General features: G+C 43.3%; 30 protein-coding genes and 1 riboswitch. Of the genes, 3 read left to right on the forward strand and 27 right to left on the reverse strand.

Going from position 1 to position 26,779, the window contains the following annotated elements; all coding sequences use genetic code 11:
* Nucleotides 1–9: 9 nt before the first annotated feature.
* From M1J35_RS14625 to M1J35_RS14710, 18 genes are all read right to left on the reverse strand, one after another.
* Complete coding sequence (locus M1J35_RS14625; protein ID WP_254651574.1) at nucleotides 10–783, reverse strand: SDR family oxidoreductase; 774 nt, start codon at nucleotides 781–783, stop codon at nucleotides 10–12.
* Nucleotides 784–958: 175 nt separating this feature from the next.
* Nucleotides 959–2,344, reverse strand: a complete 1,386-nt coding sequence (locus M1J35_RS14630; RefSeq protein WP_254651575.1) for an L-cystine transporter — start codon at nucleotides 2,342–2,344, stop codon at nucleotides 959–961.
* A gap of 104 nt (nucleotides 2,345–2,448) precedes the next feature.
* Nucleotides 2,449–3,093: a thiamine phosphate synthase gene (thiE, locus tag M1J35_RS14635; protein ID WP_254651576.1), complete on the reverse strand. Its 645-nt coding sequence runs from the start codon at nucleotides 3,091–3,093 to the stop codon at nucleotides 2,449–2,451.
* Complete coding sequence (gene thiD, locus M1J35_RS14640; RefSeq protein ID WP_254651577.1) at nucleotides 3,090–3,899, reverse strand: bifunctional hydroxymethylpyrimidine kinase/phosphomethylpyrimidine kinase; 810 nt, start codon at nucleotides 3,897–3,899, stop codon at nucleotides 3,090–3,092. The genes thiE and thiD overlap by 4 nt, the downstream gene beginning before the upstream one ends.
* Before the next feature lie 16 nt (nucleotides 3,900–3,915).
* Nucleotides 3,916–4,938: a thiazole biosynthesis adenylyltransferase ThiF gene (locus M1J35_RS14645; protein WP_254651578.1), complete on the reverse strand. Its 1,023-nt coding sequence runs from the start codon at nucleotides 4,936–4,938 to the stop codon at nucleotides 3,916–3,918.
* Entirely contained in the window at nucleotides 4,935–5,699 is a 765-nt protein-coding gene (locus M1J35_RS14650) for a thiazole synthase (protein WP_254651579.1), read from the reverse strand. The genes M1J35_RS14645 and M1J35_RS14650 overlap by 4 nt, the downstream gene beginning before the upstream one ends.
* Before the next feature lies 1 nt (nucleotide 5,700).
* Nucleotides 5,701–5,904: a sulfur carrier protein ThiS gene (gene thiS, locus M1J35_RS14655; RefSeq protein WP_254651580.1), complete on the reverse strand. Its 204-nt coding sequence runs from the start codon at nucleotides 5,902–5,904 to the stop codon at nucleotides 5,701–5,703.
* 4 nt (nucleotides 5,905–5,908) lie between these two features.
* Nucleotides 5,909–7,006, reverse strand: a complete 1,098-nt coding sequence (gene thiO / locus M1J35_RS14660) for a glycine oxidase ThiO (protein ID WP_254651581.1) — start codon at nucleotides 7,004–7,006, stop codon at nucleotides 5,909–5,911.
* The gene (locus tag M1J35_RS14665) at nucleotides 6,990–7,631 is read right to left on the reverse strand and encodes a thiamine phosphate synthase (RefSeq protein ID WP_254651582.1); all 642 of its coding nucleotides are present in this window, start codon (nucleotides 7,629–7,631) and stop codon (nucleotides 6,990–6,992) included. Before M1J35_RS14665 ends, thiO begins: the two co-directional genes overlap by 17 nt.
* Nucleotides 7,621–8,424: an energy-coupling factor transporter transmembrane component T family protein gene (locus M1J35_RS14670; protein WP_254651583.1), complete on the reverse strand. Its 804-nt coding sequence runs from the start codon at nucleotides 8,422–8,424 to the stop codon at nucleotides 7,621–7,623. The genes M1J35_RS14665 and M1J35_RS14670 overlap by 11 nt, the downstream gene beginning before the upstream one ends.
* A complete protein-coding gene (locus M1J35_RS14675) occupies nucleotides 8,421–9,848 on the reverse strand; it encodes an ABC transporter ATP-binding protein (RefSeq protein WP_254651584.1) in 1,428 nt (475 codons plus the stop codon). The genes M1J35_RS14670 and M1J35_RS14675 overlap by 4 nt, the downstream gene beginning before the upstream one ends.
* Nucleotides 9,849–9,862: 14 nt before the next feature.
* On the reverse strand, nucleotides 9,863–10,441 hold the full coding sequence (locus M1J35_RS14680) for an ECF transporter S component (protein ID WP_254651585.1): 579 nt from the start codon (nucleotides 10,439–10,441) through the stop codon (nucleotides 9,863–9,865).
* Nucleotides 10,434–11,141 (reverse strand): thiaminase II, encoded by a 708-nt coding sequence (gene tenA / locus M1J35_RS14685; protein ID WP_254651586.1) that lies wholly within the window; start codon nucleotides 11,139–11,141, stop codon nucleotides 10,434–10,436. The genes M1J35_RS14680 and tenA overlap by 8 nt, the downstream gene beginning before the upstream one ends.
* Nucleotides 11,142–11,258: 117 nt before the next feature.
* Nucleotides 11,259–11,366, reverse strand: a riboswitch (TPP riboswitch).
* Nucleotides 11,367–11,634: 268 nt separating this feature from the next.
* On the reverse strand, nucleotides 11,635–12,234 hold the full coding sequence (locus M1J35_RS14690) for a response regulator transcription factor (protein ID WP_254651587.1): 600 nt from the start codon (nucleotides 12,232–12,234) through the stop codon (nucleotides 11,635–11,637).
* The gene (locus M1J35_RS14695; RefSeq protein ID WP_254653769.1) at nucleotides 12,231–13,367 is read right to left on the reverse strand and encodes a sensor histidine kinase; all 1,137 of its coding nucleotides are present in this window, start codon (nucleotides 13,365–13,367) and stop codon (nucleotides 12,231–12,233) included. Before M1J35_RS14695 ends, M1J35_RS14690 begins: the two co-directional genes overlap by 4 nt.
* 123 nt (nucleotides 13,368–13,490) lie before the next feature.
* Nucleotides 13,491–13,688 (reverse strand): hypothetical protein, encoded by a 198-nt coding sequence (locus M1J35_RS14700; RefSeq protein WP_254651588.1) that lies wholly within the window; start codon nucleotides 13,686–13,688, stop codon nucleotides 13,491–13,493.
* Between the two features lie 158 nt (nucleotides 13,689–13,846).
* Complete coding sequence (locus M1J35_RS14705) at nucleotides 13,847–16,378, reverse strand: cyanophycinase (protein WP_254651589.1); 2,532 nt, start codon at nucleotides 16,376–16,378, stop codon at nucleotides 13,847–13,849.
* 198 nt (nucleotides 16,379–16,576) lie between these two features.
* Nucleotides 16,577–16,858 (reverse strand): DUF6509 family protein, encoded by a 282-nt coding sequence (locus tag M1J35_RS14710; protein ID WP_034759138.1) that lies wholly within the window; start codon nucleotides 16,856–16,858, stop codon nucleotides 16,577–16,579.
* A gap of 172 nt (nucleotides 16,859–17,030) precedes the next feature.
* Between M1J35_RS14710 and M1J35_RS14715 the strand changes: the two genes are divergently transcribed.
* A complete protein-coding gene (locus M1J35_RS14715; protein WP_224519909.1) occupies nucleotides 17,031–17,330 on the forward strand; it encodes a hypothetical protein in 300 nt (99 codons plus the stop codon).
* 60 nt (nucleotides 17,331–17,390) lie between these two features.
* On the opposite strand, the gene M1J35_RS14720 is transcribed toward M1J35_RS14715, so the two are convergent.
* Entirely contained in the window at nucleotides 17,391–18,305 is a 915-nt protein-coding gene (locus M1J35_RS14720; protein WP_224519908.1) for a phosphatidate cytidylyltransferase, read from the reverse strand.
* Between the two features lie 97 nt (nucleotides 18,306–18,402).
* Here M1J35_RS14720 and M1J35_RS14725 point away from each other — a divergent pair, with 97 nt between their 5' ends.
* Nucleotides 18,403–18,957, forward strand: coding sequence for a hypothetical protein (locus M1J35_RS14725; protein WP_254651590.1), 555 nt, complete (start codon nucleotides 18,403–18,405; stop codon nucleotides 18,955–18,957).
* A gap of 36 nt (nucleotides 18,958–18,993) precedes the next feature.
* Here M1J35_RS14725 and M1J35_RS14730 read toward each other — a convergent pair whose 3' ends face one another.
* The 7 genes from M1J35_RS14730 to speD form a co-directional block, all read right to left on the reverse strand.
* Complete coding sequence (locus M1J35_RS14730) at nucleotides 18,994–19,581, reverse strand: branched-chain amino acid aminotransferase (protein WP_254651591.1); 588 nt, start codon at nucleotides 19,579–19,581, stop codon at nucleotides 18,994–18,996.
* A gap of 43 nt (nucleotides 19,582–19,624) precedes the next feature.
* Nucleotides 19,625–20,377, reverse strand: a complete 753-nt coding sequence (locus M1J35_RS14735; RefSeq protein ID WP_224519905.1) for an exodeoxyribonuclease III — start codon at nucleotides 20,375–20,377, stop codon at nucleotides 19,625–19,627.
* Nucleotides 20,378–20,584: 207 nt separating this feature from the next.
* Nucleotides 20,585–20,980, reverse strand: a complete 396-nt coding sequence (locus M1J35_RS14740; RefSeq protein WP_224519904.1) for a DsrE/DsrF/DrsH-like family protein — start codon at nucleotides 20,978–20,980, stop codon at nucleotides 20,585–20,587.
* Nucleotides 20,981–21,052: 72 nt separating this feature from the next.
* Entirely contained in the window at nucleotides 21,053–21,352 is a 300-nt protein-coding gene (locus M1J35_RS14745; RefSeq protein ID WP_224519903.1) for a rhodanese-like domain-containing protein, read from the reverse strand.
* Nucleotides 21,353–21,481: 129 nt separating this feature from the next.
* Entirely contained in the window at nucleotides 21,482–22,576 is a 1,095-nt protein-coding gene (locus M1J35_RS14750; protein WP_254651592.1) for a PRK06851 family protein, read from the reverse strand.
* A gap of 269 nt (nucleotides 22,577–22,845) precedes the next feature.
* Entirely contained in the window at nucleotides 22,846–23,643 is a 798-nt protein-coding gene (locus M1J35_RS14755; protein ID WP_224519901.1) for a TIGR00266 family protein, read from the reverse strand.
* Between the two features lie 149 nt (nucleotides 23,644–23,792).
* Nucleotides 23,793–24,605 (reverse strand): adenosylmethionine decarboxylase, encoded by an 813-nt coding sequence (speD, locus tag M1J35_RS14760; protein ID WP_254651593.1) that lies wholly within the window; start codon nucleotides 24,603–24,605, stop codon nucleotides 23,793–23,795.
* Nucleotides 24,606–24,796: 191 nt separating this feature from the next.
* On the opposite strand from speD, the gene M1J35_RS14765 reads away from it, so the two are divergent.
* Complete coding sequence (locus tag M1J35_RS14765) at nucleotides 24,797–25,927, forward strand: CAP domain-containing protein (protein ID WP_254651594.1); 1,131 nt, start codon at nucleotides 24,797–24,799, stop codon at nucleotides 25,925–25,927.
* Nucleotides 25,928–26,042: 115 nt separating this feature from the next.
* On the opposite strand, the gene M1J35_RS14770 is transcribed toward M1J35_RS14765, so the two are convergent.
* Nucleotides 26,043–26,762: a DsbA family oxidoreductase gene (locus M1J35_RS14770; protein WP_224519895.1), complete on the reverse strand. Its 720-nt coding sequence runs from the start codon at nucleotides 26,760–26,762 to the stop codon at nucleotides 26,043–26,045.
* Nucleotides 26,763–26,779 lie beyond the last annotated feature (17 nt).

Consider the following 26,779-nt stretch of genomic DNA (forward strand, 5'->3'; position numbering starts at 1 on the left):
GTAATCTTTTTACATCGCTGATGAGCCGCCATCCACCACAAGGACCGAACCTGTTACAAAATCAGAGGCACGGGAAGCAAGGAAAAGAGCCGCTCCCTTTAAATCATCTTCGCTTCCGAATCGATTTAACGGCGTACCTTCTAAAATGGCTTCACCGGCATGAGAGAGGATCCCCTTTGACATTTTTGTCGGAAAGAAGCCTGGTGCGATTGCGTTAACATGGACTCCGCGAGAGCCCCATTTCACGGCAAGATCCTTGGTGAAGTTGATGACTGCTGCTTTACTTGTACTATAGCCGATGGCATCCATATATCTTGGGTCCGTTCCTTGAAGACCCGCTACAGACGCGATATTGATGATTTTCCCTTCATTCTGTGCTAACATCAGCTTTCCTACGGCCTGTGACATAATGAAGGTCCCGTTCACATTTACGTTCATGACTTTATGCCATGCCTCGAGGGGCATTTCTTCTGCAGGAGCCCCCCATGAAGCTCCGCTGTTATTCACCAGGATGTCAATTCGTCCAAATGCTTTTTGGCTTTCATCCACAACCCTCGCGACGTCTTCCGGATCCGTGACATCACATTGAAAGGAAAGTGCTTGTACACCCATACCCTCTAAATTCTTTTTGACTTCATCACATGCTTCTACATTTCTTGAACAGATGACAACATTTGCTCCTGCTTCCGCAAAACAGGTTGCAATCTGCTTTCCAAGACCCCTGCCTCCACCAGTCACCAGTGCCACCTTACCGGATAAATCAAACAATTCCTTTACATGCATTTTCCTGCCTCCCTCTTTCATACAGTCATTCACACACCAAGATACTAACCGGTCGGTATGTTACTTCTATAGTAAATAATATAGTCTGAATTTTCAATCATAAACACTTAAAAACATGTAAAATTTCCTTTTCCAATAAAAAAGCCGACTCACCAAAAATGAGCCGGCCCGCCATTTAAGCTTCAGCTTCGATCATTTCTTTATTATAGGTTTCCGTATCCAGTTCTCCCGTTACCTTACTCGTGATGATTCCAGATGTCATCGCACCACTCACATTAACGGCTGTCCGGCCCATGTCGATTAAAGGTTCGATTGAAATCAAAAGACCCGCTAACGCCACCGGCAGGTCCATGGCAGAAAGGACGAGGATAGCAGCAAATGTGGCACCACCGCCAACTCCCGCGACACCGAAGGAGCTGATGGCAACAATGGCAATGAGCGTGAAAATAAATGTTGGGGTAAAGGGATTGATGCCAACCGTAGGTGCGATCATGACGGCAAGCATAGCCGGGTACACGCCGGCACATCCGTTTTGCCCGATGGATAATCCGAAAGATCCCGAAAAGTTGGCGATCCCTTCAGAAACACCCAGTTTATTTTTCTGGGTTTGAATATTAAGGGGCAACGTCCCTGCACTGGATCTTGAGGTAAAGGCAAAAGCCAATACGGGAAGTACTTTTTTCACGTATGTGACCGGATTCAGTCCTGTAAGCGTCAATAATACTAAATGGATCAAGAACATAATAATAAGGGCAACATAGGACGCCCCTACAAATTCACCCAGTTTCATGATGGCATCGAAATCACTCAGTGCGACTGTTTTAGCCATGATGGCCAGCACACCGAATGGCGTCAGCCTCAATACCAGGGTCACAATTCTCATGACGACACCATAGATGGAATCCACGATTTTCTTGAAAAATTCCGCCGCTTCAGGTTCCTTTCGCTGAACCCCTAAATAGGCGATGCCGATGAAGGCTGCAAAAATTACAACAGCTATGGTCGACGTGGCTCTTTCTCCGGTTAAATCAAGGAAAGGATTCTGAGGCAGGAGTTCCAGGATTTTTTGAGGATAGCTTTGGCCTTCTAAAGCCGCTGCCCTCTCCTCCAGCTGAACACCCCTTGCCGCTTCGGCATTTCCTTGATCAATTTGGATGGCTTCCAGGTCGAATGCTGCAGTTGTCGCAATACCTACTGCAGCCGCGACGGCAGTCGTACCGACAAGCAATCCGATGATCAATACAGAAATTTTCCCTAGATTGGAAGATCGTTTCAATTTTGAAAAGGCTGAAAGGATCGATACGAATACGAGTGGCATGACTATCATCTGAAGCAGCTTAATATAACCCGTTCCCACAATATTGAACCATTCAATCGATTGGGTGACATTTTCATCCCCTGCTTCATACACCCACTGTAAACCGAGACCGAAAACAATTCCCAGTCCGAGTGCAGCAAACACCCGTTTTGAAAACGAAACATTTTTTCTTTGCATATGAAATAGTACACCAATGAGAACAAGAAACACCAAAATGTTCAACAAAACAAACCAGACATTCATTCTAAACCCTCCCTCTTATCGTTGATAGTGATACAAGTTAGACCGGGGTCTACTGTATCGTATGATAGAAGAGGGCAGGATATGTTGTTTTGTCCGGTGATTTTCTACAAGGATTTTAACAAACTATCCTGAACCCCTTGAAAGAGAGTATGGGTACGCTCCGGATGTTTTGAAATCGCCGAGATGACAGCCACACCATCGGATCCTGCTTCCATTACTTTATGGACATTTCCCGAATGGATGCCTCCAATTCCGACCACGGGGAGACGGATCCCCGTTTTTCTCATAGATTCAATCACCTTTGGTCCTTGGACGGGTCTGCAATCATTCTTAGTTGTAGTTTGAAACATGGGACCCACACCCAGATAATCCGCTCCCGATTCTAAAGCGAGTTGTGCTTCCCTAACATTATGAGCGGAAATACCAAGTATTTTATCACCCAACTTCTTTCGGACCACTCCGAATGATTCGTCCTCCTGTCCTATATGTACACCATCTGCACCCATTGTCAAAGCCAACTCCACATCATCATTGATAATAAAGGGAACCCTGTACTTTTGACATACATGCTGGAGTTCAAGAGCCAGTTCCATCATGGGCTTTCCCTCCAGACAACGAGTCCCCTTTTCCCGAAATTGAAACATGGTAACCCCGCCCGAGAGTGCTTCTTCCAAAACATCGACAGGAGATCTTTCACAATTTTGACTGCCCATCACGAAATATAGCTTTAAGGAGTCTCTAAGATTCATAGTTTGACTCCTTCATGATAGGCCCAATGATTCGTTGGCCCATGTCCACTCCCGATCCCGAGTGAATGTGAGATGGCAGCTGTAATAAATCCCTTGGCAGTATGGACTGAATCAAAGACCGTGTTCCCTTTTGCCAATTCTGCCGTGATGACCGCAGAGAACGTACAGCCCGTTCCATGCGTATGGGGTGTAGAAATTCTTGGACTTGTAAACTCAAAGAATTCTTTCCCGTCATAAAGAATGTCAGTCGCATAAGATGATTGAGACTGTGATTGGTGACCGCCTTTAATGATCACATGTTTGGCCCCCATCCCGTATAGATCCTCAGCAGCTTTCCGGCAAACACCAACATCCCGTATCTCTCTTCCCGTTAAAGCTTCTGCTTCAGGGATATTGGGTGTGATGACGTAAGCAACCGGGATCAGACGATTGATCAACGCTTCAATGGATTTTTCTCCTAATAAAGAAGCTCCCCCTTTGGCAATCATCACAGGATCCACTATAAGCTTCTCCCATCCGGAGGAGCTGGCGAAATCCGCAACAGAAGCAATGATCTCTTCATTCACCAACATTCCGGTTTTTACGGCTTGGGGCGGCAAATCTTCATTAATGGAAGTCAATTGTTCCAAGACTTCTGATGCCGACGATGGAAATACACCCTGCACCCCTTTTGTATTTTGAGCTGTCACGGCTGTTACGGCAGACATCCCATAGACATGACACTCTTGAAACGTTTTTAGATCCGCCTGAATGCCGGCGCCGCCACCACTATCCGACCCTGCAATCGTCAATGCTTTATATACCATCTGTCCCACTCCTCTGTTAACCAAAATAACGATGATAAATTGATTTTGCTTCCTTCATTTCTTTCGTTCCATGGATAAGCGCCCGTCCGTCATAAAATAAGACTATTTGGAGGGAATCGACCTTGAATCGGATCAAATAAGGATTCCTTTCCACTTGCTTGCCCTGGTTCTCAAGTGTTTTTGAAATGTCCAAGAGATTAACAGAGTGCCTTGACGCTGGCCGGATTTGCACGGAATCCCGTCCACATAGGACTGCCGTTTTCGTTTGATTCTCATATCGAAGACTTGGGTACATTCGATGAACACCACACGAGGGACACTCTTCTTTTTTCAACTTCCTTACATCAAGAGACGTATGTTCATTTTTCCATAAATCGAAAGAGACGACCCTATGGCTGAGAGATTCATAATCTTCCACCAACATTTTCAGTGCCTCGGTCGTTTGATGGGTGACCACCTGGGAGACGGCAGGACTGATGATTCCTGCTGTATCACAGGTCAAGCCCCCTATCGGAACTTCATCGATTAAACAGTGAAGGCAAGGTGTGACACCGGGGAGAATGCTGAATGAAATGCCATAACTCCCCACGCATGCTCCATAGATCCAGGGAATGGAATATTTTTGAGATACATCATTTATGATCATCCTCGTTTCAAAGTTATCTGTAGCATCGATGATCAGGTCTGCACCCATGGCCAAGTTCACTAACTCTTCAGGCATGACATCGAGAATATGTGCTTCGATATCAACTGTTGAATTAATTTCCCCCAGTCTCTTTTTAGCAGCGATCGCCTTCGGTAGTCGACTTTTTGCATCTTCCTCATTGTAGAGCTGCTGTCGTTGCAGATTGCTCCATTCGACGTAATCACGGTCCACGATCGTCAGCTTTCCAATTCCGGCACGAACGAGGACTTCTGCGTTCCCCGTGCCCAAAGCTCCTGCTCCAATGACCAGTACATGTTTATCCCTTATTCTTTCCTGACCTTCACTTCCAATGGGTGAAAATAAAATTTGTCTTGAATATCTCTCCTTATTCAAACACTCATCCCCTCCATCGGGCTGCTCGCTGAAGCATAGGGCTTTCGGGGGATTCTTCCGGCTTCATATCCAAAACGGCCACCTTCGATTGCAAGCCTCATGGCATTGGCCATTTTAACAGGATCTTTCGCCTGTGATACCGCCGTGTTCAACAACACAGCATCTGCACCCAGTTCCATAGCATAAGCAGCATCAGCAGGAGAACCGATTCCAGCATCAACGATGACCGGTACCTTTGCCTGCTCAATAATGAAACGGAGGTTTATGGGGTTCACAATTCCCTGCCCCGATCCGATCGGGGATGCACCAGGCATAATGGCATGTGCGCCCAACTCTTCCAATTTTCTCGCAAGAACCACATCATCGGAAGTATATGGGAGGACGGTAAATCCTTCTTTGAGCAGTTCTTCCGTTGCTTTCAGGGTTTCAACCGGGTCCGGCAATAGTGTTTTATCACAACCGATTACTTCCACTTTAATCATGTCACAAAGTCCCGATGCCCTGGCTAACTGTGCATGCCGCACCGCTTCACCAGCAGTTTTTGCGCCAGCCGTGTTCGGTAATAATGAGTAGCTCTCCAAGTCGAGCTTTTCCAGAAAGTTTGGTTGATTGGGCTCGAATATATTCATTCTCCTTACCGTGAACGTAAGAATCTCTGCCCCAGAAACCTCCACCGCTTCCTTCTGGATATCAAAATCAGGATACTTCCCTGTCCCTAACAATAATCTCGAATGAAATGTATAATTTCCGATTTTCAACATATCAACCGCCTCCTACAAATTGGACCAATTCAATGGTATCTCCATTTTCAACTGTTGCCTTTTCATGCTCGTATGCCCGTAATATAATGTGATTTTTTTCGACCATGATTGTACGATTCTTCAATTTATAATGGTGTATAAGATCGTCTATCGTCGTGACTGTGTCTGGCACGGTTACCAGCTGTCCATTAATCCTTAATTCCACTTTCTCAGCTCCCCATGTGTGAATGTAGTAATGGATTCTCTTTGCCTTCCATCAGGTCTGCCATCATGACTCCCGTTATGGGAGCAAGGAGGATGCCATTCCGGTAGTGGCCCGTTGCAATGGAAAGCCCTTCAAAGCTTTCGCTCCTTTCGATGACAGGCAGTCCTCCTTTTGTTTGAGGCCGTATCCCTGACCAGGCTCTTTCCCAATCGGCATGGATCAGCTCTGGTAAAATGTCTGTAGCTTTCTGCATTAAACTCATCATTCCACTAACGGAAATGGCTTCATCAAAGGTGTGCGCATGTTCTGTTGCTCCTATTAAAAATTGGCCACCCACCTTTGGGACAATGTAGCAGCCCTCGGTGAAAATGGTCCTCTCCACCAATTTCCTGGAGTATTTCACCGAAAAGCATTCACCTTTAACTGGAAAAGAGTGAAGTGTCAAGCCGACTCTCTCCAGTAGTGATTGACTCCACGCACCGCCTGCAACGATGATTTCAGATGCATAATAGGGGCCGATCGATGTTTGGACTCCCACTATCCTGCTTCCTTTAACAATAAAGTCATGGACTTCCGTATACTCCTTGATATCAGCCCCTAGTCTGACTGACGCGTGGCCCAGTGCTTTTGTCAGCTTTGCGGCCGACACGTTCCCGTCACGCGGAATGAACAAACCGCCGGTTGCCTGCTTAGAGAGATAAGGTTCGAAGGTTGATAGTTTTGGAGAGGATAGCCATTCAACCCCTTCATCCTGATCCATTTTGGAAGCAACACTTACTAACGTCTGTGCCTCTTCCTCTGTCCTTGCCAGTTTGATCATTCCATTTTCCATATACTCTATATCCATACCGGTTAGTTCTTTTAATTCCTGTGCAAGGGCAGGGTACATATTCCGGCTTTTCTGCGCCAGGCGATAGAGGGGGCTTCCCCCATTGAGCTCCGTATGGACCCCTAGCATCCCCACTGCAGCTTTTGAGGCTCTGGATGCCAATTGTTCCTTCTCAATCAGCAATCCTTTTTTTCCTCTTTTGGAAAGCTGATACAGAATCGAGCAGCCGATCACACCTCCCCCAACAATCACCACATCATATGCTTTCGCCAAGCTGTTTCACCTCCTTATGGATTGCCTGATAATAAGCCCGTACTGCTTCAAGAGGGTCTTCTGAAAGAAAGATCCCCGATAATACCGCGATACCTTTAGCCCCGGTTCTCAAAATGTCCTCAACCCGTCCGGGTGTAATCCCCCCGATGGCGATAATGGGAAGGGGAATGTTCAATACGATGTCTTCCAAATTGACAATCCCTGTGCCTTGCTTCCCTGGTTTCGACATTGTTTTATAGATATTCCCATATAGGAGAAAATCGGCTCCTTCGTCACATGCCCAAAGTGCTTCTTGCATGCTGTGCACCGATGAACCGACCTTCAAAGATGGAAAACGTTCCTTCACAAGAGCAACAGGAGCACTATGATGCGAAAGCTGGACTCCTCTCACATGTTTCATCCAAGCGATGTCTGCACGATCATTGATGCACAGCTTCCTTAACGGAATACCAGCAGCTGTTAATTCATCAACGGTTTCAATCAACTCCGCAGCTGTCCAGGTTTTTTCACGGATATGAAGCATATCGATATAGGGGTGAATGGTTTTCGATATTTCCACCAATACTTCCCTTGATTGCTGACCAGTGGAAATGACATGTAGCCGTCTTCTCTTTTCAATTTCCATAGCGAACATCTCCCGTCGGAAATAGTGGTAGATAAATAGAAAGAATGTAACTTATGGAAACCATGAGTATGATGCTCCCCATAAAATAGCCATCAAATTTCGATAATCCGACTTTGTAGAAATAGGTTCTCTCCCCATCATCCTCAAAGCCTTTCGTATCCATGGCAACTGCAATTCTGTGAGCCCTCCTGATACTTTGTGCCAGCAAGGGGATGGAATAAGACTGTATGGTATGGAAAAGTTTCGTATAGCCCGTTCGTTCACGGGTGCCCCTGACTTTCAGTGCATTCCGAATGGTAGTAAATTCTTCAATCATGATGGGGATCAGCCTTATACCGGCCATAAAACTATAAGCGTACTTCGGCTTAAGGCCCAATTGTTGCATAAGTGAATAAAACAGGAGGACAGGTCTCGTCGTCAGAGCAAACATTAGGCCTAAAACAGCGAATAGGAATGCCCTTAAACCAATGTGAAACCCCCTATAAAAACTTTCCTCTGTTACATGGATCATCCCCCAGGTAAACCACGTCGTCTCTCCTTTCCCAAACATGATCATCGAGGATGCCGTAGAGAGAAATACAAGGAAAAATGGCATGGCCATCAGCGTCACTAACCTCTTTGAATATCCAGAGAATGACCACAATAAAAGGAAAGTGAACAAGGTCAAATACACGAGCCAGTTCAGGTAATGAACGAAAAGTAAAAGCAGAAAAAGCGCAACCATTACGATCAATTTCATACTCGGGTTAATGCGATGTAACCAGGTGTGTTTATGAGCTATTTCCATGTTCATAATGCTTCACTCCTCGCTGCTTCTACATCCGCATCCTGAACCACTCTTCCTTCTTCGACGGTCCAAATCCTGGTTGCATAGTGTTGGATGATTCTGATATCGTGAGTCACCATCAAGATGGTGACGCCTTCACTCTGTAATTCAAGTAGCATCTCGAGCAATTCAAATGTATTGTGAGCGTCCTGTCCGAAAGTTGGTTCATCCAATAACAGAATATCCTTACCGGGAACGATGGAAGCTGCAACACTCAGTCTGCGTTTTTGACCCACGGATAACGAATAAGGATGTTGTACCTTACATGAACGAAGATTGAATCGCTGGAGTAGCTCATAAACCTTTCTCTCTATGCTTTCTTCGCTCAAATCCTTTAGCCGGTAACTATAGGCCACTTCGTCAAAAACGGAATGGGTGACAAATTGTAATTCGGGATTTTGAAAAACGAAGGCACATTCTTGAGAAATCTTTTTCCCTTTCATCTGTACTCCGTTTAATTCGTACGTCCCGCTAGTACGGTTGAATTTCATTAAGCTGTGCAGTAACGTTGATTTCCCTGCACCATTCCTTCCTGTAACAGCAATCCATTCCCCTTCGCGGATCACGGCATAGGGCAGGTGAATCTTCACTTTCTTTTGAATATAGCCTTTAAAGTCCTCCATTCTTGCAATCACAGGTCCGAATGAGGGACTCTCCCTCATCTGACGGGATGACAGATATTCCTCCCATGCGCCCGAGTACCAGACACCCAAGTTCTTCAACGAATCTTTGTTTTGGTTCAGGATCCACTCTTTCGCTCCATCCGCCATAATGGTTCCATCGGCATCGAAAAGAATGATTCGATCGATCATGTCAAGAACGTGATCAAGTTTATGCTCTACGATCACCAGGGTCTTATCTAAACCGATTTCTTTGATTGTTTTCCAGACAGACTTTGTACTTTCCTCATCCAATAATGAAGTCGGTTCGTCCAGGAACAAGGTATCGGGTCTCAGGGCAAGCGCAGAAGCAATGGCCAATTTCTGCTTCATGCCTCCTGATAATGTTGAGATTTTCGTATGGGGATCCTCAAGTTCCAGTCCCACCTCCGATAGCAGCCATTGTATTTCCCCTTTCATCTCTTCACGGGGAGTCTGTAAATTCTCCAGCACAAAGGCTAATTCTTCATCCACAAATGGCATACAAAATTGCGAATCCGGATCTTGGAATACATAGCCATAGGAATCAGACACCTCCAATTTTGCAGCCCTCATGGGAACATCCACGGAGCGGGGGATCACTCCGGATAAAACATGTAAAAGTGTTGACTTCCCGCATCCTGATGGACCCAATAGCAATACTTTCTCCCCTTCATTTATAGAAAGACTGACTTCATTAAACATCCGTTTCCCTGTTCCGGGATAGGTAAGTCGAAGGTTTTCGACATGCATAAGCATCATCCCCTTTACTGGTTCAATACATCGTAATCATCCTGACTTGCACGTCTGACCAGACTTGTGACTCCGGTTTTCTCGAGGGCCCTGACCAAATAAAATGATCCTGCACCTGCGATGACAATCGATCCCAGTAATCTTGCAAAGATAAACAATGACAGATTCCAAAGGACTAAATCTCCCATATACCCTTTCATGTAATCCATGAAGATGGATCCCCATGCAGAACCGAACGCAGCAAAACATATAATCGAAAGATCATAGCGTCTATATTTCGTCAGGAAGAAAACCGATTCTGCCATTAACCCTTGAATGACTCCGAATAAAAGGACCTCGAGTCCCCATTCAGAGCCCATGAGAAACTCTCCTGAAGAAGCGGCGATTTCGGCTAAAAGGGCGACGCCGGGTTTACGGATGATCAAGAATGCTACTGTGGCCGCCATGAACCACATTCCATAGATGAGTTGGTCTGCATGCAACCCGATCGGCTTCAACAAGTTATAAAATGGACCCCAAAGCTTATAAATGACCCCGAACATGATGGAAATGACCACCGTCACTAAAACATCGGTTAGTTTTAATTTAGACATGGTGTCCGCTCATTTCTTTCCCTGCATCCAGTGCATGCTGAAACGGCCATTTTTCAAGGGTGTAAGCCATCTCCCAAAACTGCCATTCATAAATGCTGCTCAAAATGAAATTTTCTTTCATTCTTTCTTTATCGTGTTGGGTCATTGTTTCTGCCAATTCATCAAGACGATTGATTTGTTCCTCCACTAACTCTTTAAACCATTCCCCACCGTATGCCTCAATCCATTTCTGATACACCGGTTGTTCCGGCGTGCATGATTTCAAGCGTTCCCCGATCTCATAATAGAGCCAGTAACATGGGAGGATCGCCGCCAGGATATCAGCTAAGCCCCCATATCTTGCGGAACGATACATATGGGACGTATAAGCGTACGCTGTAGGAGCCGGTTTGAAATTCTTTTTTTCTTCATCCGTGATCCCTAAACGTTTAGAGAAATTTTCATGAAGAGAAAGCTCTGCTTCATTGGTTCCTACAGCGTGGGATGCCATTCGTGATGTGGTATGTAAGTCCAATGCTTTTGCAGCACCAAGCGCCTGCACCTTCGAGAAATGTGAAAGGTAATAGGCATCTTGCAAGAGGTAGTACTTGAACTTCTCGATGGGGAGAGTCCCATCCCCGATCCCTTTGACGAAAGGATGATCGAAGCTTGCGTCCCAAATGTCGTTGACTTCGTTTCGTAACACTGTTGAAAATGTCATGATTTCCTGCTCCTTTTCCAGACGACCCGAAATGGGCAACAAAAAAGCCACTTTCCATTATGCATACAGCATACAGAAAGTGGCTTGAGATCAGAATGATAGAAATATATTCTATGTGACCGTCAAACACCACTTCCCTACGCTGGTCTCAACCAGATCAGGTTCAAAGGGTCTTAAAGTCACACTTTAATCTCAGCCTTTTCGAAGGCACCCCTAGTGGATCGTCTTATGAAATTTTGTTTTCGATGTTATCGTATCATGATTCATTGAGTTGTCAACATAAAAAAAACAATATCATCATTCTTAATCGGATTCCATATGGCTGTCGAACTCAATGACAGCAAAAGGTGGAGCAGGATAAATGGTATGATATATTTTTTTATTAGAAATTTCGTCAGTTCATTTCTACATCCCTATCATATCCGAATAAACATTCAATATCATGCAAAATTATTAAAGAGGGACGGACCTTCAAAAAGGTCCGTCCCTCTTTTTATTTAAACCATCCTTTTTCTTTGGATTGTGTGATGGCTTCGATTCGGTTTTTCACTTCCAGCTTGTCGAGTATAGTGGAGATATAGTTCCTTACAGTACCTGTTTTAAGCTTTAGTTCATCGGCGATTTCCTTTGTGTTTTTTCCATCGGCAACGAGCTCGAGTACTTCTTTTTCACGGTCTGTGAGGGGATTTTCTTCGCTGTAGACATCATCCATCAGCTCCGGTGCATAGATACGCTTACCATTCATCACAAGCCGGATAGAGTTCGCCAGTTCCTCACTCGGACTGTCCTTCAACAAATACCCTTTCACTCCACCTTTTAATGCCCGCTGAAAGTAGCCTGATCTGGCAAAAGTGGTAAGGATGATCACCTTACAATCTTCCCCTTTTAATTCCTCTGCCGCTTCAAGCCCCGTTTTTTCAGGCATTTCAATATCCATGATACAAATATCCGGCTTCAGTTCATGAACGAGGGTAATGGCTTCTTCTCCATTGCCTGCTTTTCCTACCACTTCCATATCATCTTCAAGGCTCAATAGAGACCCCAATGCGCCCAACAGCATCCGCTGATCTTCCGCAATCACAATTCGAATCATTCCATTCCCTCCCTGTCTGTCTGCTTGATTACTTTCGGAACCCTCATGATTAAGGTCGTACCATCCACCGATACAATATCAAGGCTTCCATTGACAAATTCCAACCTCTCCCTCATCCCGATCAGGCCACTGCCTTTGGACTCTGTGTAATCACTCCCGATCCCCACACCATTATCCTTCACCACAATGGTCATCTCTTTATCCGATTCTTCAACGAGCAGTTCACAGGAGGAAGCCTTACTGTGTTTCACCACATTGGTCACGGCCTCTTTCAAGCACATGCTTAAGATGTTTTCCAAAAAGAGTGAGGTTTGAGGAATGGTCGTGTCATCAGTCATGCGGAATTCGATCTCAGCCGCCTTCAGGAGTTGCTTGATCCTGACGATTTCATCTTTCAATCGGATCCCCCTCATCTGGGAGACCATCGTCCTGACCTCACTTAATGCGGTTCTTGCCGTTTGCTGGACGTCCTGTAATTCACTTCTGGCCTGCTCCGGATCCTTGTACACCAATTTTCTCGCAAGGTCACTTTTCAGTCCGATCAATGAAAGCTTTTGACCAAGTGTATCGTGCAGGTCCCTGGCAATTCTCTGACGCTCTTCCTGTTTGACAAGATCCGATATCCGCTTATTAGCATCCTCCAATTGGTCTTCCAGCTGAACCTGTTTATTCCGGTTATAAATGTTGAACGGAAGCAGGATGACGCTGATCCAGATAATCAGAATGAAAGGAAACTGGGAAAGGAATAATTCATCCTGCAGCACGAAATTATAATTGATCGATGCCGTCGTCAGGACAAGATGAATGATGTACAGGGTCAAAAATGCAACCCGGTTTTTTATATTCCCATTATAGTAAGCAATGTAAAAAGCAAAATAAATAAAATTAAACTGGATGGTCATGGTGATGGAAATCGCAATCAATATCGATGTCCATAAATAAACCGGCCAATCCTTCGAGATAAAAGCAAAACGTAAAGAAATAAAAAAAGTAATGGTCAGGAAAATCCCCACTGCAATTTCGATCGTAGAAGAAGATTGAAAGATAAAGTAAAATGGCAGGATGCTGATAATGCTCCATATGTAGGGGGAAATACCTGAACCTCTTTGAATGTTGATTAATTTTTTCGGCATTTGCACGCTGAATACCTCTTTTGTTTTCAATGTTTTGAAATTACCCCTATATTATGACATATATGACCCTGTTTTTCACATGTTTCCTATGAGAATTCATTTATCTCCAGGGGTATCTGAATACTAATATTTTCGATTTTGAATCCTTTTTTGCTTCTCCATGACCTCATAGGATTTGTGGATGATGTCAGTCAAAACGTCTCCTTTATAGACCCTGCCAATTTTTGTGTTCTCCTGATAGTATTCAACAATTTCATCCAATTTCTCCGACGTTTCTTTATCAACCCTTACATTAAGTTGCATTCTTCCTTGATCTGACAAGGTTCGCCCTCCTATTCTATCAATGTGATATCATCTGCTAGCACTTTGTTATCACAAGTATATCAGATGATATAACATATACATACAGTTCAATTGTCATATTTATCTTGGAATAGCAAAACAGCCCGGGCAAATTTCTCCCGGGCTGTTTTCCCATATTAGTTGTCTTCAATCGTGACTGTTACCGGATCGATATCCATCTTAACTTCGAGGAATGAATAATCATCCTTGTTCCCGTCCCGGTACCCCCAGAAACCTTCTGTCTGATTTCCTTTACTGAATGTAAGCTGAAATCCTTCACCCTGAGAAAAGCTAAAGCTTTTCACTTCATCCTGACCATAATTATCAAGGAGGCTGTAGCTTAAGTAGTTTGCAAGTCCCGGGTGTGGAGTTAATACTCCCGTATGTGGACCCGCGCTATATTCATAGTATTCATAGTCTTTTGTCGACACTTTGTGGTCGCTGATTGAGAATTCTTTCGATTCAACATTGTATTGATCACCTGATGTGATCCACGATAAACGGATATCTTTATACGTATGAGTGGGTGGTGACAGATCTGACTGACTTAAATCCACTAGTGATACACCGCCTCTTCCTTTTACTTCAACCGTCTTGGATGCGTTATCCAAGATCAACGCAGTGTCCTCATCGATTCCATAAGATAACTCATTTTCTTTTCCATAGACTGCTGTCGTTGCAATCAGCCGGCCCAATCGTGCTTTTTTATCAAAGTGCTGGTCAACGATGCCATACGGGAAGAATCCAAGCCCCTTCTCAAGGTATCCGGGGCCGCCTTCTTGCTGGGACATGCCATCATAGTTTTCAGTAAACCCCTTTGATAGTGTGTCGTAGCTTCCACCGCCTGCTATCATGACATCACTCATGATGGCGGCTCCTGCACTTGTACCACCAAGGACCGCTCCATTTCGGTAAATTCTCCACATACTGCTGAGCACCTGTGAATTCGTTCCGTCTTCGTTCAATAAAGATTGTGTGATATTCGTTTGATCGCCTCCCACAAACCAGATCCCATCATACTCCAGGATGCGTTTTGCAAGACCAGAATCATTCTTATTGTCCATCCAGTCTTCTTCATTTTCTTCCGTCCCTTTAAAGTCATGATTGGATATAGGAAGGATATCGATGTTGTCCGCCTGTACTCCATATGAGGTCAAATCTTCTTTAAAGGCATGTGAGGACTTCAAGCTGGAACTTGCTGCCGGGACGATCCCGATTTTCCCATTTTCACCCGCACGATTAATGAATTCATTATAAACTTCTTCATTGCTGCTGCCTAAAGCACCTCCGACAATCACCAAGCTTCCTTTTGTTTCAGGATCAAAAGAACTCTCGGGAACGTCGAGCGTAGATTTCTTAAAGTCTTGTTGTAGACGATCTTTATCACTAAAATTGACTTTCACAGGAGATACATCCATTTTCACATGAAGGATGGAATAAGAATCTTTTTGACCATCCTCATAACCCCAGTAGCCATTTGTTTCATCCGTTTGTTTGAATATAAGCTCAAATCCATTTCCTTTACTATCATAAAGATAGCTGGATACTTCTTCTACCGCTTCATTGTCTACCAACGAATATGAAAGATAGTACGGCAATGTCCCATACGACGATAAGACCCCGGTGGCAGGAAGAGGTTTAAAGTTGTAATATTCATATTCCTTTGTTTCGACCTTATCCTCAGCTATGGTGAATTCTTTCGTTTTCACCTGTAGCTTATCACCTGGGGAGAGATAGCTGATATCAAGATCACGAATCCCGCTTCCGGTTGTAGTTGAGCCAGAAGTATCTACAATGGTCACATTGGATCTACCCAATACGGAAATGGTCCCTTCCTGATTGTTCACAACCATCGCCGTATCCTCATCGATTCCATAGGCTAATTTTTCATCAGCCGTTTTATAACGTAAGGCCGTGGCGGCTAACCTGCCAAGGCGGGAGCGTTCATTGAAATGTTGATCGACAATGCCCCATTGAAAGAATCCCAGTCCCTTCTCAATATAAACTGGTGCATATTCGTCTTCCGGATTAGATACGTCCTCTGTTGTAAATTCCTGACGGAGGCCCCCTAAGCTGTCTCCACCCGTTATCATCACGTCACTCATGATGGCGGCTCCGGCGCTTGTCCCGCCAAGTACGGCACCTTTCCGGTAAATACCCCATATTTCTTCCAGTGCTTTTGTCCTTTCCCCATTCTCTTTCATTAATGTATCGGTTATTTTCAGCTGGTCACCACCGACAAACCAAATACCTGTGAGTTTTTTTATCCTTTTGGTGATGTGATGATTTTCAGCGTTTTTCTTCCATTTACTTTCATCCTCTTCTGTCCCTTTGAAATCATGAGAAGAAAAAGGAAGGATTTCAATGGATTTTTCATCCACTCCATATGAGATCAAATCTTCTTTGAATTGAACGGAAGACTTCATAGAACCGGAAGCGGATGGAATGATCCCTATTTTAGCTTCCTTCTTTCCTCCGGATAATCCAATGAACTTTTCATACACATCTGAGTTACTGCTCCCTAATGCCCCTCCAACAATCACCAGGTTCCCTTTAATGTTCTTTTCATTCTTTTTGGCCATGATTCCAGTAGTAGCCATACTGCCGATCAATGCCAAAACAGTCAATACAACGATTCCTTTCTTCACTTTCCCCCAATAACCAATCATCAACCATTCTCCCTTCCAATCATTCTTTCATAAAGGTAACATGCAAATTTCATGCCAACTCTGAAATCTCCGAATTATCAGTCAAAAATGCAGGAATGGGTTCTAATTGGATCTTTCTGGTGACCAAGACTTTACCCAATAACAAAAAGCACCATCCCCTTTCTTCAGAAATGAAGGGGGTGATGCTTTCGATACACTTTACGCAATATGTTCTTCGCAGTAAGCAAGAAGGAGCCTTTCTTCGTCTTCTTCCAATTCAAAGTCCAGGAAGGACTCCGTGTTTCTTTCAATGATCGCAGATTGTACGAGCCTTGCTCCATTTTCGTCCCGGACAAAGATGGCTTTTATATAAATACCCTGTTCCGAATACAGTTCATCGTCTTCGGGTACTTCAACATCCAGCATCACTTCATAACGATCCCCGCTTAAAATCCCTGTTGGGTCTTTAAGTTCTTCCACATGATGATTGGTAATATTCATTTATCTATCTTCCTTTCACTATCAAACAAGTTTCTGCTTATCCACCTATTATACACGTTCCGTCCCCCATTTAAAAATGTATTCCTATCTGTCCACTAAAGGATATAAATAGGCTTCCTTCCCAAACTCCGCTATAATAATGATAGATCTACTGTTTAAGGAGAGATTTGAAGTGAACTCTAAAGAAATGCAGGAAAAAATCATCCAGAATTATCAGAAGGACGAACATATGATGATCCTTGTGTTTGCACAATGGTGTGTGAATCACGACCTCGATCCCACTGAACTTTATCAAAGGGCGTATCCCCAACAGGGAGATAATCCCGCCCTGCAGCAAGGAATCGACTTGACCGTTTCAAAAGAAGAGTCCGAAGAAATTCCAGACACCACTATACTAGGTGTCCTATCCCTATTCGGGAACGATGACCTGGCTCATGTTGTGACGGAAGAAATCAGCAAACGTACAAAATAAAAACGATAAATTCACATAGAGGGACGGACCTTGTTAAAGGTCTGTCCCTCTGTTATTTCTTCACATAAAATCAAAATAATATCGAATGATGTGAAAGAAGATGGGCGATGTATAAGCGAGGCTGTCGACACGATTGAGGTAGCTCTCTTTTAACGCAGCTACTCTTTCTTGATTGCCGATGAGAAGGTCGCGCTTCAATACGGATATTGTCAAGCTTCCGACAAAACCGCTGATGCTGATGATGAGTCCAGAAAGAATGCCAAATCGAATGTCAAGGGGAGTTAAAAAAGGATACAAGAAATATGACACTCCGGTTGTAACCACCATCGCCGATAGAAACCCTTCCCATGTAATATAAGGATTTGAAGTCGGAACCACCTTCCTCTTCCCGATATACATGGAGACAACAAATTGAACGATATCGCTTACCTGGGTTATCACTACCAGGAAAAGAACAAGATTAGCCCCATATTCAGGGCTCGCAATCTGGTAATATGCGAGGTGACTTAAACCAAACACCATCAGCATAATCCCCCATTGGGTTGAGCTAACGGAGCGCAGGAATCCGAGTGTGCCTTTTCCTAAAAGCCGGGGCAGGGGAAGCAGTAAAAATACGTAAACGGGAATAAATACTATGAACATGCCATACCACCCTATATAGATCCAGTAAAACTGAATCGGGATCGATACATAAGCCCATAAGAATATCCGCCTGTCGGCTTTCCGTGTCTTCATCATGGAGAAATACTCTTTAAGGGAAAAGAAACATAAAACCATTAACGAAAACATGGATATAACAGGATTAAATAAAGTCGCCAAACAAAATACCACGAACATTCCCCACCATGTTTTCACTCTTAGGGAAATCCCTGAGAAGTCTTTTCCCCTTTGATTTCTTTTGATTTGTAAGAACAATACGTTGACAAGGACCAATCCTATAAAAATAATAAATAAAGTCCAAATGGCCGAATCCATTTTCATCCCCCTTCTCAAATGACCGTATTCAAACGGTGCATTTATTGTATAATTAAGCATATGGGAAATTCTACTACTTTAAAAGAGGGAATGAGCTATGGAGAGTAAATATATTTTTATTTTACTGACGGATACAGGAACCCTGTTTACAAAGTCCATCAAAAAGTACACGAAAGCCCCATACAATCATGCGTCCATTTCCTTCGACCGTGAACTGACCGAGTTATACAGCTTTGGTCGGAAACATCCTAACAACCCCATAAATGGAGGATTTGTCAAAGAGGATATCTTTCATGGTACATACAGCAAATACCCACATACCACTTGCGTGATTTATCAATTGGAGGTAACGGATAGGGATATTGAAAAAATGAAGCGGGTATTAAACGTCTTTAAAAGGAGCCGCAAAAAATTCCTCTATAACATCCTAGGGGTATTCGGTGTATCCATGAATGAACCAGTTGAATTCAGCAACTCCTACTTTTGTTCCCAGTTCGTAGCAGAGATTCTTCAACGTTCCGGTATCAAACTTTGGGATAAGCTGCCTGCGCTGATCACTCCGGAAGATTTCAGAAAGTACCCCCAATTCCACCTGGTCTATGAAGGAAAGTTGTTCGATTACGAGCCGGTCAAACAAAAAAGGGCAAAATAAAATCCCCCTCGGATTTGTTCGAGAGGGATCGTTCTTTTAGGACTCATCCACAGTTTGAAGAAGGTTGAATAGAAAATCATAAATAAGCTCGTAAACCGTAAGCATGGTCTGACTTTCATCAAAATCACGGTGGTCATTCAAAGTGAAATTCAAGTCCCATAACCCATCTTCTCCATTAAACAACAGATCATAAGATGATTCACCTTCAAGAGACCCGTCTAAATAACTCTCTATCTGACTCCGATACTTCTTTTGCAGTTTTAACCCCAACATCGCATCATACGTACCAAATACGTCATCCACTTCCACAGAAACGGCGTCCACTCCAATCAAAGCGAACCATTTGGATTCAAGGTAAATGAACTCGTTTTTATGTTCTTTCAAATAAGTCATGTGCTGACCCAGAAAGTCATCAGATTCTTCCCCGATCAGTTCTTCGGTTTCTTTATCACAACGCTCGATATATGCATCCCGAAAACGTGAATCCGCTTCCGGGACGGCAACCTCGTCAGCATCCAGTAAACCGTGATTCAACACATAGTCTCTCTCTTGTTTAAACAGGTGAACAGGAATGTCTGATCCTTTCATTTCATCAATATACTGCTGTACTCTTTTCTGTAACATTCAATTCCCTCCACATGGATTACTTCTATATTTCCTTTATGTACTACTCTAACTCCAAGTATACAGGACAATGATCACTTCCGTGAATATCCGAGTGAATTTCGGCTTTTGCTATAGAAGGGGCTAATTGTTCGGAGACGATAAAGTAATCAATCCTCCAGCCGATATTTCGTTCACGTACTTTACTCATATAAGACCACCAACTGAAAGCGTCATCCTTTTCAGGGTATAGATAACGAAAACTATCGACAAAGCCTTCCTTTAGCAACAGTCCCATTTTCCCCCTTTCTTCATCGGTGAAACCTGAATTTCCACGGTTTGACTTATCATTTTTCAGATCAATTTCCGTATGCGCAACATTTAAGTCCCCACATAGAATGACCGGTTTATGAAGATTCAAATCCGCGAGATAGTCTCTCAAGGCATCCTCCCATTCAAGACGTTCCTTGATCCTCGAAAGATCTCTTTTCGAGTTAGGTGTATAGACATTCACCAAGTAAAAAGAACCATATTCACATGTAATGATTCTCCCTTCAGGTTCCATATGATTTTGATTGAAACCATACGAGACTGTCATAGGTTTCTTTTTAGTGAACACGGCAGTGCCTGAATATCCCTTCCGTAATGCATAATTCCAATATTGGTGGTACCCCTTTAAATCCAAGGAGATTTGCCCTTCTTGAAGCTTGGTTTCCTGAAGACAGAAAATATCTGCATCTATGCTGTGAAAATAATCTAAAAACCCTTTTTTCACACACGCTCTAATTCCGTTTACATTCCATGATACTAATTTCATAGTAATCTATTTAACTCCTTTATACATAACTTTCATCCCTTATTATCCTACCATAAAATCAATACACGTTATTCATTATACTGATATAACATACCGTTTTACCCAATACTATTTCAATATAACTATGGTCTTCCGTTGAAACTTTTGCATAATAAAAACCATGCTTCCGCATGGTTTTTATCGTTTATACTGATTTATTTCAATGGATTAGAATGTTAATGTGACATCTGCGTCCTTTGCGAATTCAAGGAATGTGACTGCTCCACCCACTTCGATTCCATCCACAAATGCTTCTTTATCCAAGCCCATTACATCCATCGTCATTTGGCAACCAATAAAGGAAACCCCCATCTCTTGTGCCATTTCCACTAACTCGGGAATACCGGGTACATTGGCCTTGGCAAATCCCTCTTGGAAGTGTTCTTTTCCTTCGGGCATCGGAAGCTGTTTGTGACCTTCTTTATGGATAAGATTTAATCCTTCAAATGTAAAGAAAATGGCTACTTCCTGATCGGTGGCTGCCGCCGCAGTTGCAATATTAAATACTTTATACGCATCAAATAATCCACCGTTACTTGCGATGATCGCTACTTTTTTACTCATTTTCCATTCCTCCAGATTTCGGTTTTATTCTTCCTATTTTTGTTGTGACCCATGTGGTTTCAATAAAGAAGATTATTTCGTAGGACCTTCCCAAGACATCATTCCACCGGTCATATTAATGACATTGAACCCCTGACTCTCAAGAAATTGTGAAGCTTGTCCACTTCTTCCTCCAGAGCGGCATACCATGATATATTCTTTCGTCTTATCTAACTCACCCATACGACTTTCAATCGAACCCAACGGAATATGTTTAGCAGCCGGAATCATTCCTGAAGCGACTTCTTCATCTTCACGAACGTCTATTATGTTTAAAGATTGATTGCCTTCAGTTACTAATTCTTCAACTTGTTTGGCGGTTAATTCTTTCATAATGATTCCTCCCAATTCTCTGATATGAATAACTGTATGTACATATAATATACCTGCATGGGTATTTTGTCAACCAAATAAAAACGTGATGACATAATGATCACCACGCATGGCCCTTTCCTCTACACACTACTTCTTTATATACTCACTTATTTCCTGAAAAATCTCTTCTCTAATCATATTCACCTTTGCAAAGTCCATGGCCCCTATATAGATGGATTCGAGTTGTTCACGAAGCTTCTTAGCTTCTTTTAGATATGAGATTGCTTCATTCATTTTATCCTTATAAGCTTTTGTCGTCCGTTCGATATCGACAGCATATTTTTCATCTGTCCCCTCGGTAATGCACCTTTCATACATATCGATGATTTCGTCTGATTCACGATCGGGAAAATATTCATGTGGTGCTGTGCTATCAAATATAGCGATCCCTTTTTCTCTGATGATCAGCATATCAAGACTATTGGGGTCAAATCCGCAATGATAAACTTCTACGTCAAATCCTTTCTCTTCTGCAGCAGAAGCAATTTTCTTTAACATCGTTGACTTTCCGGAACCTGCTCGCCCTTTGATAAAGTAGCGCTTCCCGACATCCTCCGTTAAATTCTGAATGTAGTCAACTGCCCCATCAGGAGTAGCGGCACCCAAGAACCGATGTTTGACTGTGGAGGATTTAGGAAGGCTGTTTTCTTCAAAAAAGAGTGAAGTTAACTCGTTTGTCAATTCATTGGCTTTTTCGAAGTCCATGTTCGCAATGTAGATGTCTTCAATGTCATCATGGGCACTCAGGGATGACGCAAAGGTATGATAAGCTTTCTGAAAGAGTGAGGCAATGTGATCATTTAAGGCAAGGATTTCTTCCTTGTGCCCGGTCAGTTCATCACGGTCCCATGCCACTCCTACATTCACATACTCTTCGATCACACCGGGTGCTTTTGGTTCAATAATATGAGGAGCTGTCCCATCTACAATCCCCACACCGAATTCAGGGAGGAGAACACCGTCGATTGATTGATTATCGGAAGCACAATGTAAATAGTCCACGTTTAACCCATTTTCTTCAAAACGTTTTCCAATCGTTTTCATCAATGAGGATTTACCTGTTCCAGGACCACCCTTTAAGATATATATCCGCTCTAATCCATCGAGTACTGAATCATATAGACTGTAGAATCCTTTTGCCGTATTCCCTCCAGCATAGTAATGACGAATCTTCCCTGTCATGAAATCACCCTTTCACATCATTTATTTAAACATATGAAGCGGGAGCTAAATAGGTGAATACCCACAACTAAAGCGGAAACGGCTTGAACAGAGGCGACCAGCATAAGATGAACATGCCGGAAAGGCGCCCTTTGCCTTTTTGGCATGTTCACCTTATGACCTCGAGCCTCTAGCCGCTGGAGCTGGATGAAACAAAAGCGGAAGCGGCTTGCACGTAAAAAAAAGCACTTCCACGAATGGAAATGCTCTTTTATATGATTATGCGTGAATCAATCATCTCCGTTTAGGAAATCCCCGATTCCACCAAGTATACTTCCCTCACCCGTCGAACGCCCTCCACCTGGAGCGTTTGCATAGATCCGTTCCGCTAACCGGCTGAACGGAAGAGACTGTATCCATACCGTACCCGGTCCACGGACAGTAGCAAAAAACAGACCCTCTCCACCAAGGAAAGCCGACTTGATTTTGCCGACATATTCAATGTTGTAGTCCACTTCTTTTGTCATTGCCACTAAACAACCCGTATCCACCCGCAGCACTTCCCCCGGCTGGAGCTCTCTTCTATAAATCGTCCCCCCTGCATGAAGAAAGGCTAAACCGTCCCCTTCAAGTTTCTGCATAATGAAACCTTCTCCACCAAAGAAGCCGGTTCCCAATTTCTTTTGAAAATCGATTCCGACAGACACTCCTTTAGCCGCACAAAGAAAGGCATCCTTTTGACAAATCACTTTACCGCCTAATTCACTTAAATCGACCGGAATGATTTTTCCCGGATAAGGAGCTGCGAAAGATACATGCTTTTTTCCCATTCCCTCATTGGTGAAGACGGTCATGAATAAGCTTTCCCCTGTCAATATACGTTTTCCTGCTCCCACAAGCTTCCCAAGAAAACCTCCAGTCCCGCCTCCTTGAGAGCCATCACCAAAGATTGTTTCCATACCGATACCATCTTCCATCATCATCATACCACCAGCTTCAGCCACTGCACTTTCTCCCGGATCTAATTCTATCTCGACAAATTGCATATCATCCCCGTGCAATTTGTATTCTATTTCATGTGAATTCATTCCTTTTTCCTCCTCTATAAACATGCATATTTACCTATTCTTCAAGAGGGAGGGATTTCCCTTCTCAAATCCCATTTTCATAATAATTAGAAATCATGAAGAAAACCCCTTTGCGCATATGATCGCAAAGGGGGTTTCAATAATCACTTTTACGGTCGGGGAATATTCTTACCATAAAAGATTTCATCCATTTCCATTTTTAGTTTGTCTGTAATTTCTTCGACCTCATTCTCTTCCAGTCTGTCCTTTGTATAGCCAAATAAGTAATTGTTCAAATCAAATTCTTTCAATTTACATTTTGTGTGGAAAATGTTTTGAGGATAGACATTCACATCGATCATGTCATACTCATCCTTAATTTCTTCCGGAATATAATTCTGAATGGAATTGATGTCATGGTCGATGAATAGTTTCCTTCCATTAATATCCCTGGTGAATCCTCTTACGCGATAATCCATTGTCATGATATCGGTGTCGAAGGAGTGAATTAAATAATTCAATGCCTTCAGGGGAGAAATTTCCCCGCATGTAGAAACATCGATATCTGCCCTGAATGTAGAGATCCCTTCATGTGGATGATACTCCGGGTAGGTATGGACCGTAATATGGCTTTTATCAAGATGCATCGTCACAGTTGAAGGCAAAGGACCGGGTGATTCATCAAAATGCTCCGTCGGCACTTCGACAATCGGCCCTTCCGATACCAGGATGGTGACACTTGCCCCCTGTGGAACATAGTCCTGTTTCGATACGTTCAGTACATGTGCCCCGATGATATCCGAAACATGGGTGAGGATTTTCGTCAATCTATCGGCGTTGTATTGCTCATCAATGTATTCAATATAGGCTTCCCGTTCTTCACGGGTCTTTGTATAACAGATATCATACATATTAAAACTCAACGACTTCGTTAAGTTATTGAATTCATGCAGTTGAATCCGTTCTTCATGAGATAATTTCATTGCTATTTTCCCCCTTTATGTAAATGGTGAAGATACCCTATTTAATTATCTTACCCAGAGCCATCCAAACTAAAACAGGCAGAACTGATTGAAAATGGTGTAGAATGGGTACTGAGCAAAGAGAGTAGCCTTTCTCTTTTTACTTCTATATTATTTTGGATACAATGGAAGGTAGAATGGAGTGTTAGCATTTGAGACGATTATTTATACTTATCATGATTATTGTGGTTGCCTATATATCAAAACCCGTCTGGGAAGAGAAAGTGGAAGCGTCAGGTTTTGACACTGTCCTCTCCAAAATCGAAGAAATGAAGAACAACCCTAAGGTTCAGGATGCCTTTGATCAACTCTATCAGGAAGTGAACCTGCTCCTGGTAAAGCTGGACGAGTCGTTCCGTGACCTCGAGAACACCTCTGATACGAAGAAAGAAGACCCTGTGGAGAAGCCGGCTTTAACAGTCCCAAGCGATCAAACGTTTTCTATCTATAATATTGAACTCGGGGATTCCAAAAAAAGTGTCGAGGAAGAAGTCGGCGATGCCAAGAGAAAATCCAGCAATGAATACGGGGTTTCATGGTATGCCTATCATGAAAATTACCGGAACTTCTTCATGGTCTCCTATGATCAAAACCAACAGGTTAATGGACTGTTCACCAATCAAGATCTTCTCTCCTCTGATTCAGGGATCAAGATGGGCGTTTCCAAAGAGGTGGTACAGAATGAACTGGGTGAGCCACTGACCAATATCCGGAAAGGACTGACATTATATCAGTTGCAAAATAATGGGGAACAGGATGTGTACCAGATCGATGGGAGCTATGTGACGATCTTTTATGATAAGCATGAAAATGATACCGTCACCGCCATCCAGATCATCGAGGGGAACCTGGAAGCGAATAAGAAAAACTTCTATACCAAGGCAAGCTCTGAATTGAAAGAAGGGTTTGAATTCCAACTGTTCGACCTTACGAATGCCACCCGTGTAGAGAAAGGACTGAATGTCCTTTCATGGGACAGTCTAGTGAGGGATACAGCACGTAAACATAGTCTGGATATGGCGGAACAGGACTATTTCAGTCACACGAACCTTGATGGTCAGTCACCATTTGATCGCATGGAAGAAGATCAGGTAGCCTTTCGCACTGCTGGGGAAAACCTCGCCTACGGTCAGTTAAGTTCGATCTTCGCCCACGAAGGACTGATGAATTCCAAAGGTCACAGAGAAAATATCCTCCAGCCACACTACGAACATTTAGGTATAGGGGTAGCCTTTAACGAAAAGTCCCAGCCTTATTATACAGAGAATTTTTATAGTAACTGACAATATCTCCAGCGCCTTGCCGCCCATGGCCGCTGGAATTTCATGAAAACCAAAAAAACAAGCGGGTGCTTTCTCCCGCTTGTTTTTTTGGTTTATTAAATGTGCACTGTAAGGATCATGACTTGGATGGAGGAATCTCACATCCGTTTTCATCACATGCCATTCCATCCGTTCCAAGGGGCTGAAGAGCTGAAGGTTCATTTTCCTCTTCCCACACCTTTTGTATGGAATTCAAAAATACATCACTTGGTTGAGCACCTGAAATGGCATACTTACGATTGATAACAAAGAACGGCACACCTTGGACACCGATTTGCCTCGCCTCTTCCTCATCCCGGCGAACCTCTTCTGAGAAATCACTGCCTTCAAGGACGGAAACCGTCTCCGCTTCATCCAGTCCAGCCTGTTTCGCTAATTCCACGAGCGTTTCTTTGTCACCAATATGTTTAGAAAGAGTAAAGTGGGCATATAACAGGATTTCAGTCATCTCTGCTTCTTTCCCTGCTGTTTTCGCATATTTAGTCAGGCGGTGGGCATCAAACGTATTAGTCGGTATGCTTGAGTCAAACCGGAAATCAAGTCCCACAGAAGCTGCTTGCCGGCTCATGCCATCGGTCATGTTTTTAGCTTCCTCAAGAGATGTTCCGTACTTTTTGGAAAGGAGTTCTTGAATACTATATTCTGTGTTGACCGGAGCGCCGGGATCGAGTTCAAAGCTTTTAAATTCAATTTGAACAGTATCCCTCTGAGGGAAATGCTCCAGAGCCTTCTCTAAATGACGTTTTCCTATATAGCAGAATGGACATACATAATCTGACCATACTTCAATTTTCAATCTTACCACCTCAATCA

This window comes from Rossellomorea sp. KS-H15a (assembly GCF_024195245.1).
Lineage (GTDB): Bacteria > Bacillota > Bacilli > Bacillales > Bacillaceae_B > Rossellomorea > Rossellomorea vietnamensis.

What these genes read in the sequence shown, in the direction of transcription:
- M1J35_RS14670 (WP_254651583.1), bottom strand. Translation starts at nt 8,424, where the DNA reads ATGAACATGGAAATAGCTCATAAACACACCTGGTTACATCGCATTAAC.
- M1J35_RS14725 (WP_254651590.1), top strand. Translation starts at nt 18,403, where the DNA reads ATGGAGAGTAAATATATTTTTATTTTACTGACGGATACAGGAACCCTG.
- M1J35_RS14650 (WP_254651579.1), bottom strand. Translation starts at nt 5,699, where the DNA reads ATGTTGAAAATCGGAAATTATACATTTCATTCGAGATTATTGTTAGGG.
- thiD (WP_254651577.1), bottom strand. Translation starts at nt 3,899, where the DNA reads ATGGTATATAAAGCATTGACGATTGCAGGGTCGGATAGTGGTGGCGGC.
- speD (WP_254651593.1), bottom strand. Translation starts at nt 24,605, where the DNA reads ATGAAATTATCTCATGAAGAACGGATTCAACTGCATGAATTCAATAAC.
- M1J35_RS14750 (WP_254651592.1), bottom strand. Translation starts at nt 22,576, where the DNA reads ATGACAGGGAAGATTCGTCATTACTATGCTGGAGGGAATACGGCAAAA.
- M1J35_RS14665 (WP_254651582.1), bottom strand. Translation starts at nt 7,631, where the DNA reads ATGGAAATTGAAAAGAGAAGACGGCTACATGTCATTTCCACTGGTCAG.
- M1J35_RS14695 (WP_254653769.1), bottom strand. Translation starts at nt 13,367, where the DNA reads ATGCCGAAAAAATTAATCAACATTCAAAGAGGTTCAGGTATTTCCCCC.
- M1J35_RS14745 (WP_224519903.1), bottom strand. Translation starts at nt 21,352, where the DNA reads ATGAAAGAATTAACCGCCAAACAAGTTGAAGAATTAGTAACTGAAGGC.
- M1J35_RS14675 (WP_254651584.1), bottom strand. Translation starts at nt 9,848, where the DNA reads ATGCATGTCGAAAACCTTCGACTTACCTATCCCGGAACAGGGAAACGG.
- M1J35_RS14730 (WP_254651591.1), bottom strand. Translation starts at nt 19,581, where the DNA reads ATGTTACAGAAAAGAGTACAGCAGTATATTGATGAAATGAAAGGATCA.
- M1J35_RS14740 (WP_224519904.1), bottom strand. Translation starts at nt 20,980, where the DNA reads ATGAGTAAAAAAGTAGCGATCATCGCAAGTAACGGTGGATTATTTGAT.
- M1J35_RS14720 (WP_224519908.1), bottom strand. Translation starts at nt 18,305, where the DNA reads ATGGATTCGGCCATTTGGACTTTATTTATTATTTTTATAGGATTGGTC.
- M1J35_RS14630 (WP_254651575.1), bottom strand. Translation starts at nt 2,344, where the DNA reads ATGAATGTCTGGTTTGTTTTGTTGAACATTTTGGTGTTTCTTGTTCTC.
- tenA (WP_254651586.1), bottom strand. Translation starts at nt 11,141, where the DNA reads ATGACATTTTCAACAGTGTTACGAAACGAAGTCAACGACATTTGGGAC.
- thiE (WP_254651576.1), bottom strand. Translation starts at nt 3,093, where the DNA reads ATGAATCTTAGAGACTCCTTAAAGCTATATTTCGTGATGGGCAGTCAA.
- M1J35_RS14625 (WP_254651574.1), bottom strand. Translation starts at nt 783, where the DNA reads ATGCATGTAAAGGAATTGTTTGATTTATCCGGTAAGGTGGCACTGGTG.
- M1J35_RS14755 (WP_224519901.1), bottom strand. Translation starts at nt 23,643, where the DNA reads ATGAATTCACATGAAATAGAATACAAATTGCACGGGGATGATATGCAA.
- M1J35_RS14690 (WP_254651587.1), bottom strand. Translation starts at nt 12,234, where the DNA reads ATGATTCGAATTGTGATTGCGGAAGATCAGCGGATGCTGTTGGGCGCA.
- M1J35_RS14710 (WP_034759138.1), bottom strand. Translation starts at nt 16,858, where the DNA reads ATGAATATTACCAATCATCATGTGGAAGAACTTAAAGACCCAACAGGG.
- M1J35_RS14705 (WP_254651589.1), bottom strand. Translation starts at nt 16,378, where the DNA reads ATGATTGGTTATTGGGGGAAAGTGAAGAAAGGAATCGTTGTATTGACT.
- M1J35_RS14735 (WP_224519905.1), bottom strand. Translation starts at nt 20,377, where the DNA reads ATGAAATTAGTATCATGGAATGTAAACGGAATTAGAGCGTGTGTGAAA.
- M1J35_RS14680 (WP_254651585.1), bottom strand. Translation starts at nt 10,441, where the DNA reads ATGTCTAAATTAAAACTAACCGATGTTTTAGTGACGGTGGTCATTTCC.